The organism is Dolichospermum sp. LEGE 00246 (assembly GCF_015207865.1).
In the GTDB taxonomy this organism is placed as follows: domain Bacteria; phylum Cyanobacteriota; class Cyanobacteriia; order Cyanobacteriales; family Nostocaceae; genus Dolichospermum; species Dolichospermum heterosporum.
The window spans coordinates 1-12,079 of record NZ_JADEWA010000129.1 but is presented as its reverse complement, the minus strand read 5'-3'; the positions used below and the strand labels follow the sequence as shown (position 1 = coordinate 12,079).

The 12,079-nt window shown below is 41.3% G+C and carries 12 protein-coding genes and 2 pseudogenes; 8 read left to right on the top strand and 6 right to left on the bottom strand.

All coding sequences use genetic code 11. From position 1 onward, the window contains the following. The 3 genes and pseudogenes from IQ228_RS11085 to sir form a co-directional block, all read left to right on the top strand. Nucleotides 1-254: pseudogene (locus IQ228_RS11085) on the top strand (hypothetical protein); the annotation flags it as partial. Nucleotides 255-487: 233 nt separating this feature from the next. Then, nucleotides 488-667 (top strand): annotated as a pseudogene (locus IQ228_RS26585) (IS4 family transposase); the annotation flags it as partial. Between the two features lie 243 nt (nt 668-910). Beyond that, entirely contained in the window at nt 911-2,824 is a 1,914-nt protein-coding gene (gene sir / locus IQ228_RS11080; RefSeq protein WP_027401279.1) for a sulfite reductase, ferredoxin dependent, read from the top strand. Nucleotides 2,825-2,918: 94 nt separating this feature from the next. Here sir and IQ228_RS11075 read toward each other — a convergent pair whose 3' ends face one another. Together IQ228_RS11075 and pyrF are read right to left on the bottom strand one after the other, a co-directional pair. Then, a complete protein-coding gene (locus IQ228_RS11075) occupies nt 2,919-3,560 on the bottom strand; it encodes a hypothetical protein (RefSeq protein ID WP_228043807.1) in 642 nt (213 codons plus the stop codon). Between the two features lie 212 nt (nt 3,561-3,772). Further along, a complete protein-coding gene (pyrF, locus tag IQ228_RS11070) occupies nt 3,773-4,486 on the bottom strand; it encodes an orotidine-5'-phosphate decarboxylase (RefSeq protein ID WP_193962864.1) in 714 nt (237 codons plus the stop codon). Here pyrF and IQ228_RS11065 point away from each other — a divergent pair. Beyond that, a complete protein-coding gene (locus tag IQ228_RS11065) occupies nt 4,473-4,679 on the top strand; it encodes a hypothetical protein (RefSeq protein ID WP_193962863.1) in 207 nt (68 codons plus the stop codon). The two genes, pyrF and IQ228_RS11065, sit on opposite strands and share 14 nt — an antisense overlap. On the opposite strand, the gene tyrS is transcribed toward IQ228_RS11065, so the two are convergent. Continuing rightward, on the bottom strand, nt 4,665-5,864 hold the full coding sequence (tyrS, locus tag IQ228_RS11060; protein ID WP_027401281.1) for a tyrosine--tRNA ligase: 1,200 nt from the start codon (nt 5,862-5,864) through the stop codon (nt 4,665-4,667). The two genes, IQ228_RS11065 and tyrS, sit on opposite strands and share 15 nt — an antisense overlap. A 173-nt stretch (nt 5,865-6,037) precedes the next feature. On the opposite strand from tyrS, the gene IQ228_RS11055 reads away from it, so the two are divergent. Then, a complete protein-coding gene (locus tag IQ228_RS11055; protein ID WP_193962862.1) occupies nt 6,038-7,960 on the top strand; it encodes a transglycosylase domain-containing protein in 1,923 nt (640 codons plus the stop codon). A gap of 92 nt (nt 7,961-8,052) precedes the next feature. Here IQ228_RS11055 and IQ228_RS11050 read toward each other — a convergent pair whose 3' ends face one another. After that, complete coding sequence (locus IQ228_RS11050) at nt 8,053-8,376, bottom strand: DUF1825 family protein (protein WP_027401283.1); 324 nt, start codon at nt 8,374-8,376, stop codon at nt 8,053-8,055. A gap of 349 nt (nt 8,377-8,725) precedes the next feature. Here IQ228_RS11050 and IQ228_RS11045 point away from each other — a divergent pair, with 349 nt between their 5' ends. Further along, nucleotides 8,726-9,097: an NINE protein gene (locus IQ228_RS11045; protein WP_027401284.1), complete on the top strand. Its 372-nt coding sequence runs from the start codon at nt 8,726-8,728 to the stop codon at nt 9,095-9,097. 127 nt (nt 9,098-9,224) lie between these two features. On the opposite strand, the gene IQ228_RS11040 is transcribed toward IQ228_RS11045, so the two are convergent. Then, a complete protein-coding gene (locus IQ228_RS11040; protein WP_236630546.1) occupies nt 9,225-9,404 on the bottom strand; it encodes a transposase in 180 nt (59 codons plus the stop codon). A gap of 210 nt (nt 9,405-9,614) precedes the next feature. Between IQ228_RS11040 and IQ228_RS11035 the strand changes: the two genes are divergently transcribed. Further along, nucleotides 9,615-10,820 (top strand): RNA-guided endonuclease TnpB family protein, encoded by a 1,206-nt coding sequence (locus tag IQ228_RS11035; RefSeq protein WP_193962866.1) that lies wholly within the window; start codon nt 9,615-9,617, stop codon nt 10,818-10,820. A 51-nt stretch (nt 10,821-10,871) separates the two neighbouring features. Then, entirely contained in the window at nt 10,872-11,405 is a 534-nt protein-coding gene (locus IQ228_RS11030) for a ComEA family DNA-binding protein (RefSeq protein WP_193962861.1), read from the top strand. 45 nt (nt 11,406-11,450) lie between these two features. On the opposite strand, the gene lepB is transcribed toward IQ228_RS11030, so the two are convergent. Next, complete coding sequence (gene lepB / locus IQ228_RS11025) at nt 11,451-12,023, bottom strand: signal peptidase I (protein ID WP_027401287.1); 573 nt, start codon at nt 12,021-12,023, stop codon at nt 11,451-11,453. Nucleotides 12,024-12,079 lie beyond the last annotated feature (56 nt).

Genomic DNA, 12,079 nt, shown 5'->3' with positions numbered 1-12,079 from the left:
ACTTTCAGGAGGCTACAACTTTTATTGAAGGTATCATGCAATCCGCCGAATTAGGTAATTTGCAAATTGAACAGGTGACAACTGATAAATTTCAACTAGCTTATGAATTAAGAAAAAAATTAAACGATAAACCTTATATATCATTTACAGATTTAACTTCTATGATAATTATGGAACAATTAAAAATTCAATATATTCTGACTCAAGATGATCATTTTCTACAATGTGGTATGGGATTTATTAAAATTTTGTAATAAGCGCAAGTAAGTCAATGAATTCATCCCCAAGACCAAAGACATCTTTCAGGTATTATGGGATTACCAAAAAATAAATTACCCAATTTTGTGGGATGGGCATCCTGCCTGTCCTTGGTAATTAGCGGGCAAGACTTGTGCTGAGCTTGTCGTTCGCGTAGCGTGGCGTTAGCCATAGTATGCCCGCACCACAAGAAACTTTTGGGGATTTTTTTAATTGGAAGTCCCTATGTGAAAATGTAGCGGCAGTTTTACAAGCTCAGAGTGCCTGTCTAAGTCATTGGTTGCCCTATTTGAGTCATTGATACTGCAAAGCCCGCAGCCACGTGGAGCGCTTAAACCACTTCATCCACAATCCCAAAATCAACGCCGAAACCTTCTATTTCCCATTGTTAGAGCAGTTTCTGACAGCATAGGAGGGAATATCAAGGACGTTGACACTCGATACCAGCGTGTTATGGTATGAGTATATTAAATATTAATCTCAGTGTCAACTAAAATGATAAGCTACATCATGAATCAAGCTGGCCTCTCACCATGTTAAAATTAAAATATTATTCATAATTCCGACCGATTTTTCGGGGTTTGCATCCGTCTCTTACCCCTTTTACCTGCTTCAACTTACGCCTTATTTTTTGACACAAGTATCTACTGTAATGGTTAACTCTGCTGCTTCTCCTGTAACTAATCGTAAGCCTTCTAAAGTTGAAGGTATCAAAGAAAATAGTAATTTTTTGCGTGAACCTGTGGCGACGGAAATCCTCCAAGACACCACCCACTTTACTGAAGACGCAATTCAGATTCTCAAGTTTCACGGTTCTTATCAACAGGATAACCGTGATAACCGCGTCAAGGGTCAGGAAAAAGATTACCAAATGATGCTGCGGACAAAAAATCCCGGCGGGTTAGTACCCCCAGAGCTATATTTGGCTTTGGATAAATTGGCTGATGAATATGGTAATCATACCCTCAGAGCTACTACTCGCCAAGGCTTTCAACTACATGGTATCCTGAAAAAGAACCTGAAAGCGGCGATCGCTACAATTGTCGAAAATCTCGGTTCAACTTTGGGCGCTTGTGGTGACATTAACCGCAACGTCATGGCTCCGCCAGCCCCCTTTAAAAATCGCTCAGAATATCAGTATGCTTGGGAATATGCCCAAAATATCGCTGATTTACTTTCTCCCCAAACCGGTGCTTATTACGAAATTTGGTTAGACGGGGAAAAAGCCGTTAGCGCCGAAGAACATCCAGATGTTAAAGCAGCCCGACACAGCAACGGTAATGGTACTATTGTTCATGATTCCGTAGAACCTATCTATGGAACTCACTATATGCCTCGCAAATTTAAAATTTGCGTCACAGTTCCGGGAGATAATTCTGTTGATTTATATTCCCAAGATTTGACTTTGGTAGTGATTACCAATAAAAAAGGCACATTAGCAGGATTTAATATTTTTGCCGGTGGTGGTTTGGGGAGAACTCATAATAAGGAAGAAACCTTTGCTAGAGCGGCTGATCCTATCGGTTATGTAGCCAAAGCTGATGTATATAATCTTGTAAAAGCTATAGTTGCGACACAACGAGATTATGGCGATCGCACCGACAGACGACACGCGAGATTAAAATACTTAATTAATGATTGGGGTGTAGATAAATTCCGCACTCAAGTAGAAGAATACCTTGGCAAAAAACTCGAACCATTTAAACCCCTAATCCAGTTTAAATATAAGGACTTTTTGGGCTGGAATGAACAAGGAGACGGTAAACTCTTCTTAGGTATTTCTATTGATAACGGGCGTGTCAAAGATGATGGCACATTTCAACTCAAAACCGCCCTGCGGACAATTGTTGAACAATTTAACCTGCCAATTCGCCTCACAGGTAATCAAAACCTGCTGTTTTACGACATCGCACCAGAAGACAAAGCAGCCATTCAAGAGATTTTGGATAACTGCGGCGTTGTTGCTGACCCTGATCAAATAGCACCATTAACCCGCTATGCTATGGCTTGTCCGGCTTTACCTACCTGTGGTTTAGCAATCACGGAATCAGAACGAGCAATACCGGGTATTTTAGAGAGAATTAGGGCTTTATTAGATAAACTGGGGTTACAAAATCAACATTTTGTGGTCAGAATGACTGGTTGCCCTAACGGTTGCGCTCGTCCTTATATGGCAGAATTGGGTTTAGTGGGTAGTGCGCCAGAATCCTATCAAGTTTGGTTGGGTGGTTCACCACATCAAACCCGGTTAGCACAACCTTTTACAGAAAAATTGCACCATGATGATATTGAAAGTTTCCTAGAACCGATTTTTGTCTTCTTTAAAAAGTTCCGCACACCAAAAGAAAGTTTTGGGGATTTTTGCGACAGATTGGGTTTTGATGCGATTCGGGAATTTGTGGCTGAATACACCCCAGGAGACTCTACCAGCAGTGGTAAATCCCGTCACCGTGTCAGTCTGCGGGATGATTTTTACGCTCAACTCAAGGAAACGGCGGAAAAACAAGAACGACCGATGACTGATTTGGTACATGAGGCTTTGGAGAAGTATTTCCAAACTCTTTAACAATCTCAGCGGCTAAAGCCGCTGAGATTCTTTATCCTATCGGTAGGGATTTAGCTTAAGTTGACACCAATAAGCACTGCTAAATCCCTACACATCAAACGCCTGAATCCTGATTGGGCGCAAGCCCTGCGCCCCTACTCCTGAATTTTCCTGTGTCAATTGTTTGACAATCTCGTAACCACAGTTTAACACTTTGAGCGATCGCACTATTACTACTATCCCTGGGTGGTGCAATAGGTGGTTTGACTGGATAACTACTAGTTTGGGAAAACATCATTACCACAGTCCAGCCAATATTAGTTTTTGTTAAAAATAGCCGATGGAATTCTTGTAATTCTACAGCTTTTTTATGAATATATTTCCGTTCTAATGTAGTAAAAAAAACCTGTCTTACACCCTCCATATTATACTTGTCTCCATTATCAATACCTGGATTTAATGGTAAAGATTTAAACTCTGGTTTACCCGCAGCCAATATATAGGAAAAAGTATCAACACTCCGTTTAAGACGACGAGAACGTTGAATCACCCGGTTAGTATAGCTAGGTAAATCCAGCATCATCTGCGTTGTTAAAGTTTCCAACCTTTGCTCAGAACAGGAATTACTAATTTCGGGATTTATAGGTTGAGAAGGAATATTTTTAGCAATTACTGGGTAGTGAAAATAACTACAGATTATCAACCACGAAAACCACAAAGCAGTGGAGAAATATACCGTTTTTTGAGGGTCTAGCATTGCTCATTAGTGTCAACTGAAAGTAAAATCTATATCCCGCAAGGAACTCAAGTTCCTTGCTAATAGCGAAAGTTGTCTTTTGATGACTAAATATTTGGAAAATTTATTAGTCCGTTTTAACGGACTTGAGCTATGAGACAGGGAATTTATTCCCTGGCGTGTCTATTGAGCATTACTAAACCGTTTCTACCCCCTACAGACTCCTTTGTTCATCACACTGTTTTTAACTCCTCAACAATCTGATTCCAGGCTAACTCAGGTTCAGCCGCCGCCGTAATGGGACGACCGATAACTAGATAATCTGCACCGGCTGTGATAGCTTGGGAGGGAGTGAGCGATCGCTTTTGATCTCCTTTCTCAGCCCAAATTGGTCGTATTCCTGGACAAACCAGTAAAAAATCCTTTTCACAACTTGTTCTTAATTGTTGGACCTCTTGGGGAGAACAAACGACCCCATTTAAACCAGAATTTTGAGCCAATAGTGCCATTTCTAAAGCAAATTCTGGCAATTCGAGGGGAATTTTTAAATCAAACGCCAATTGTCGCGCCGAAATACTGGTTAACAACGTAATAGCGATTAATTTCGGTGGTTTTGTTCCCGCTTTTTCCGCCCCAATTTGCACAGCTTCCGCCGCCGCTTTTAAAGCATCTTTACCACAAGTTGCGTGAATTGTCAATAAATCCACCCCATAACTAGCCGCAGCCCGACAAGCACCAGCAACAGTATTGGGGATATCGTGAAATTTCAAATCGAGGAAAATCCGCTTTTCTTGAGATTTGAGGATATCCAGAATCTTGGGACCTGTGCTAGTAAACAACTCCAAACCAACTTTCCAGAAAGTGACTTGAGGAAGTTTATCAACAAGAGCGATCGCACTATCTAAATCTGGTACATCTAAAGGAACAATAATTTTGTCAGTTGTCATTGGTCATTGGTCATTGGTCATTGGGAAGCATCTTCTTTCTGTCACCTGTCACCTGTCACCTGTCACCTGTCACCTGTCACCTGTCACCTGTCACCTGTCACCTGTCACCTGTCACCTGTCACCTGTCACCTGTCACCTGTCACCTGTCACCTGTCACCTGTCACCTGTTCTCTGTTCCCTATCCTGCCACTAAACGCACAAACTTATTTTTACCAACTTGTAAAACTTTACCGTTTAATTCGCTAGGTTGTGAAAAAGAGGTATCAATATCAGTAATTTTATTTCCATCTAGGCGCACACCACCTTCTTGGATTTTGCGTTTTCCTTCGCCACCGCTTTTACATAAACCGGTAGCACCAAGAATAAAAGCTAATTTAGCAGGAAATTGAGGAATAGCAGCCAGAGAAAATTCCGGTAACGTTCCCTCCTTACCACCACTTTTCGCAGCTTCCTTCGCCTCATTAGCCACCTGTTCACCATGATACTGACAGACAATTTCCCAAGCTAAAAATTCTTGGGCGTGGCGCGGGTTTTCTGGCAAACTATCCAAAGGTAAATCCGTCAGCAATTCAAAATACTGTGACAGTAAATTATCCGGTACACCTTGAAATTTTTGATACTTTTGGGAAGGATGTTCCCCCAACCCCACATAATTACCTAAAGACTTAGACATCTTTTGGACACCATCAGTACCAATAAGAATTGGCAATAACAATCCAAACTGAGGCTTCAGACCAAAATGGCGTTGTAAATCTCGTCCCACAGCAATGTTAAATTTTTGATCAGTCCCTCCCAATTCTACATCAGCCTCCACAGCCACAGAATCATAACCTTGCATCAGTGGATACAGGAACTCATGAAGAAAAATCGGACTCTCTTGTTTATAACGTTCCGCAAAACCTTCCTTGGCTAACATCTGTCCTACGGTCATCGTTGAAAGTAACTCCAAAGTTTTCCCCAAATCTAGACGAGAAAGCCATTCTGAGTTATAACGTACCTCAAGTCTACCGGGGGTATCAAAATCTAAAATAGGACGGACTTGGTCAAGATAAGTTTGGGCATTTTGTGCTACATCAGCTTCTGTCAACTGACGACGCACCTCAGATTTACCAGTAGGATCACCAATACGGGCTGTAAAATCACCAATAATGAGAACTGCTGTGTGACCAGCATCTTGAAACGCCCGTAACTTTCGTACAGGTATGCTGTGACCAAAATGAATATCCGCTCCCGTAGGGTCAATACCCAGTTTAATTCTTAAAGGGCGGTCAGAATTGAGTAATCGCTTTTCCAAACTTTCCGTATCATTATCACCAACATGGGGTTGCGGAAAAATTTCTGCCACACCACGATGCAACCAAGAGAAATTTTGCGTCATACTAAGAAATTCACTATTAACTATACTTTCCACACTAAAAGTTAAGTTTATTATGTTCACAAACCAATTATTTGTCCTTTCTTCTGCCAGATTACTATAATTGCAAAAAATTAACTGCCTTTTTCCATTTAATGAATTACATTTAAATTTACAAGTGAGGAAGTGAGATCGCCGTGTCGTCTAGGACTTTTGCAAACAAACAACCACAAGAGCAGGCTTCATCTGGATTTGAGTTCTTTAAGGGAGTAGGTCAGATAACTGGCGGTACTTTGCTATCCATAACACTCCTAACAAGCTCTATTGTTGCGGGAACACTAGTAGGTTTAGCCATTAGTTTCCGTAATTTACCAGATGTTAGACAAATAAAAAACTTTTTCCCCTCGGAAACAACTTACATATACGATATAAAAGGCAAACTTTTAACTGGTATCCACGGGGAAGCTAACCGAGAAGTAGTACCCCTCAATAAAGTTTCCCCCAACCTCAAACGCGCCGTCTTAGCCAGTGAAGATGGTCACTTTTACGATCATCATGGGATTAACCCCACTGGTGTTGGTCGTGCCATAGTAGTTAATATGGTAGCGGGAGGTGTGAAAGAAGGTGGTTCTACCATCACCATGCAATTAGTTAAAAACCTATTTTTATCTCAAAAACGGGCTTTTACGCGGAAATTGGCAGAAGCTGTCCTAGCAATTCGTTTAGAGCAAATCCTCAGTAAAGACGAAATTCTAGAAATGTACCTCAATCAAGTTTATTGGGGTCATAACAATTACGGTGTGCAAACAGCAGCCCGCAGTTATTTTAATAAATCAGCAGAATATTTAACTTTGGGTGAATCAGCTATGATGGCAGGTTTAATCCAAGCTCCAGAAGAGTTTAGCCCTTTTGCGAGTATGAAACTTGCCAAACAGAAACAAAAAGAAGTTCTGGGGCGGATGGTAGAGTTAAATTGGATCACCAAAAAAGAATATGATGATGCCCTGAAACAACCAATTAAACTGGGTAAGATCAGGTCTTTTCAGGGTAGTGCCTCACCTTACATCACCAATACTGTAGCTCAAGAGCTGGCGAAGAAATTTGGTCGTGATTCCTTGCTTAAAGGCGGAATGCGCGTCCAAACCACTGTTGATGCTAAATTCCAAACAATGGCTGAAGAAACCGTCAAAGAATGGCACGAAAAGCTTCAGTCCCAAGGGTTATCTAAGAATCAAATGGCGCTAGTGTCAATTGACCCTCGCACTCACTTCGTGAAAGCCCTTGTCGGTGGTGTAGATTATAAACTCAGTGAATTTAACCGAGCCACCCAAGCCCAACGCCAACCAGGTTCGGCTTTTAAACCTTTTGTTTATTATGCCGCCTTTGCTACTGGTAAATATACACCTGATACCACAGTCATAGATGCTCCAGTTAGTTATCAAGATGGTAATGGTCGGTACTATCCAAAAAACTACGATGGTAGTTTCGCTGGAGCAATGTCAATTCGCACAGCCCTTGCCCAGTCTCGCAACATTCCGGTGATTAAACTTGGTAAAACGGTGGGGATGAATAAAGTCATTGAAACCTGCCGGAATTTGGGCATTATGAGTCCAATGGAACCAGTTACTTCTCTACCTTTGGGAGCTATTGGTGTTACTCCCTTAGAAATGACTAGTGCTTATGCTACATTGGCTAATTATGGTTGGCAGTCACCACCCACAGTAATTGTTCGTATTACCGATAGTGCTGGTAATGTGATTCTCGATAATACACCCAAACCAAAACAAGTTTTAGATCCTTGGGCTTCAGCAGCTACTATTGATATTATGACTTCAGTAATGACTGAAGGTACAGGTAAAAATGCTGCAATAGGTCGCCCTGCTGCTGGTAAGACAGGAACTACATCCTCAGAAAAGGATATTTGGTTTATCGGTACTGTACCGCAGTTAACTACTGCTGTGTGGGTAGGGAGAGACGATAGCAAACAACTGGCACGTGGAGCAACTGGTGGGGTCATGGTAGCCCCTATATGGCGGGACTTTATGACAAAGGCGCTCAAGGGTGTACCTGTAGAAAAGTTTAAGTCTACTTCTCAGTTTCCACGTCCTAAATCAAATTAAGAGGGAACAGGGAACAGGGAACAGGGAACAGGGAACAGGGAACAGTCAAAAGTTCTCTATCCTCCCCTACTGTCACTGCTTCCAGTTCTCAGTCATTTTGTTTTTTCCAATTCCGCTTTCATCCTTTCTAAGGTCACGTTCATTTGCTCAAACATTTGTTGTGGAGTTACGCCAAACTGACCTAGTTGAGTTTTTAGTTGCTGCATGGTCATTTGTGCCATGAAATCCTCTGATAGCTCGAAACGCTTCATGAAGACGCGGTATCTATCCATCATGGATTCCATTTGCTCAATAAACAGCTTCTTGCCCTCGCGGTCAAATTTGCCGTAGTTGTTGCCAAGTTGAACCAGTGCTTGATAGTCTTCAAACAATTGCTTGGCTTCTTGCTGCACTATTTCAGAGTCGAAGAATCCCATTTTGCTTTTCTTTAACTTAATGCTATTAGTTGAGTAGCTCCGAATTTTGCCTCTATGTCTTATTTTATTGTAGAAGATTCATCTGGGGAAACTACTTCGGTTAAAGTAGGGGTTTTTACCCGAATTTCACTACTTGACTTCAAGTATAGAGTTCGTTGACACTCTCCGGTCTAAAGACGCGGAGATTATTTTTTGTAGGTTGGATGAAGCAACAGCGCAACCCGACGTATTTGTTGGGTCATGGCTAACGCTTCCCGTCAGGGATACGTACCTCAACCAAACCTACTACTAATCTATGTAACTTGACCCATTAGTTGACGAATTGAGTAGAACGGTTATAGATAAAATGATATTCACTAAACGAAAAAGCCGTACTATTGCTGCTATTCTAGCATTTTCCGGCACATTAACGGTTTCGGGTTTACATAAATTTTACTTGGGACAGCCACTTTGGGGAATTCTATATGTTTTGTTGTCTTGGACACCTATTCCCAAGGTGGCTTGTGCTATTGAAGGGGTTTGGTATTTAACTCAAGAGGAAGAAACTTTTGATCGATATTTTAATTTGGGTGAGTCGGTAACGAGAGTACCACCACCAGTTGGTAATCAAGTGGAATCGGTTGCTAATGCTTTGCGTGAGTTAGAAGCACTCCGTCAAGATGGATTAATTTCTGAGTATGAGTTTGAGCAAAAACGTCGTCAGATGTTGGATCAGATTTAGCTATCCCGACAGAAGCCCCACGTCTCACTCTTAGGAGCGTGGGATGAATGGCGCGTGAGTCGACGACAGTTCCCTGACTAATGTGCGTAGCACGAAGGAAGGGAACAGGTCGGAAATGAACACTTTCTTATTCTTCCGGTGAATTTTGGTTTTCAATATATTTTCGTAATGTTGAGATAGTTACCCCGCCACAACTAGCAACAAAATAAGACCCGTTCCAAAAAACATCTTTCCAGTAAATTTTTGCTAAATGTTCTGAGAACTCTTGGCGTAATTTCCTGGAAGAAACTGATTTAAGATTATTTATGGTTCTTCATTACTTGTTATGCTAAAGTGAGAAGTTGAGAGAAGGGAACAGGGAACTCTTAACTCTTAACAGGGAACTCTTAACTGGGAACAGGAAGAGAGTTTTGAGTGATTTTACTTTTCTTCACATACCTTTAAATTTTTCTGTTCACCTACTTAATTGGTGTATACTGAAATAGTAACACCAACATCAGGAAAAGGCAATAAGCAGGTGCGGATATCATACCAATACCGAATGAAACCGACAAAAGAGCAAGCAAAAAAGATTGATGAAACGCTAGAAAAATTGCGTTATCAATACAATTATTTGCTGGCTCAACGGTTTAATTGGTATGAACAAAACCGTTCTCCTATTAATAGATGTTCTCTTGTTGTTTGTCATTTACCAGAATTAAAAGAACAACCTAATTATTACAGTCAAAAAGCATCATTGACTCAACTTAAAAAAGACCGTCCTTGGTACAAAGAAATCCATTCTCAAGTGCTACAGGAAGTTTCTAAAAAAGTTGAATTAGCTTTTGATAGATGGTTGAAAGGTGATAGTAACGGCAAAAAATCTGGCAGACCTAGATTTAAAGGTGCGGGGCAATACAAAACATTTACGTTTCCTCAATTCAAGCAACATCACTTTGTTAACAATAAGATTACACTGTCAAAAATAGGAGATATAAAGGTAATTGTTCATCGTCAAATACCCGATGGATTTGATATTAAAACTGTGTCTGTCACTAAAAAAGCGGACGGGTATTATGTCACTCTAAGCCTTGATGATAAAACAGTTCCAGTGGTGAAACCCGATTTTAATGCTAATAATATTGTTGGTATTGATGTCGGACTAATTGATTTTATTGTCACCTCAGACGACGAAAGAATTGCATCTCCTAAGTTTTTACGTAAAGCTGAACGCAAATTAAAATCTGCACAGCGTCGCGTCTCTCGTAGGAAAAAAGGATCTAATCGTCGTAAAAAAGCTATTAAAAAACTGGGTATTCAACACAAGAAAGTATCAGATACCCGCAAAGATTTTCACTTTAAAACAGCAAATAATCTCCTCAAAAAGTCCGATGTTATTGCTGTGGAAAAGTTGAACATAAAAGGACTTACTAGAACAAGATTGGCTAAAAGTGTTAATGATGCTGGTTGGGGACAGTTCATCACCATACTTTCAAACAAAGCCGAAAATGCTGGTTTGAAAGTGATAGCTGTAAATCCCAACGGCACGAGCCAAGAATGTTCTATCTGTGGTAACAAAGTTAAAAAGCCGCTATCCCAAAGAATGCACAATTGTCTTGTATGTCATACGAGTTTGTGCAGGGATATAAATGCGGCTATAAACATCAAGAACCGTGGGACACACGGTCTTAAAGCTCAATCAATGTCCGGATTAGGAGTCGTTGAGAAGCCCACACTCACCTGAAAGGGAGTGTGTGGAGTATGTCACGTGATTGGTAAAAGGATCAGGTTAAGAATGAGTAAGTGGCTACCTTTAAATCTGAAATTGCAAAGGCTTCGCGCTAAGTTGATGAATGATCCCTATTATCGTTTGCAGTCCTGGGAAGAGGTGCAAATGGCGGCTGAGTTGGGTTTGGGTGTTGATGCTAATCAGGCGACTGTGGATGATTGGCTGCGTTTACCTGGGTTGTCAATTCACCAAGGGCGATCGCTTGTGGAACTTTCTCGCGCTGGTGTGGTATTCTACTGTATTGAAGATGTGGCGGCGGCTTTGGGTTTGCCAGTACAACGGTTAGAACCATTAAAACCTTTGCTGAATTTTAATTATTATGATCAGAATTCCCTGGATAAACCTCAGCCGATTAATCCTAATACTGCTTCGGTAGAAAGTCTTGCCAAAATCCCTTTTATAGATTTATCTTTAGCACAGATAGTTGTGGAAAACCGTACGGCTGCTGGTTCTTACCGGAGTTTAGCAGATTTTCAACAACGTTTAGAATTATCTGGGGATGCGATCGCTCAATTGATGTATTATTTACGCTTTTCGTAGGGGCGCAGGGCCTGCGCCCTTTGTCAGTGGTCAGTGGTCAGTGGACTAAATTAAGCCGATGCGGTCCAGAGGCCAAAAGCGGAACGTGGCGCGACCGATGACGTTTTGACTGGGGACAAAACCCCAATAGCGAGAATCATTACTATCATTCCGATTGTCTCCCATGACGAAAAATGCGCCTTCTGGGACTTTGATTTCTGGAAATGGGCTGTTTGGTGGTTCGGCAATGTAGTCTTCTGTTAAGGCTGTACCGTTGAGGTAAACTTTGCCTTGGGCGATACTAATTATTGCGCCTGGTTCACCAATTACTCGTTTGATAAAGGCTTGGTTTTGAGAATATCCACGTCTTTGTAGTTCTGGTGGTGAGTTAAAAACGATGATATCGCCGATTTTGGGAGGATGAAGGCGGTATGATACTTTTTCTACAACTAAGCGATCGCCTGTGTGCAAGGTAGGATACATTGATTCTGAGGGAATCAGGCGTGGTTCAGCAATAAATGTCCGAATTAGAAGTGCTAAACACAGGGCAATAGTTATTAAAACTAAATTTTCCTGCCAACTACTCCAGATTTTTGTTTGTGAAGAAGTATCTTTAATATCACTTTTGTGAGGAGTCATAGTTAACAGTGTAAGTAGGAGTTAAAAGAAGCAGGGGGAGTGGGGGGAGTGGGGGG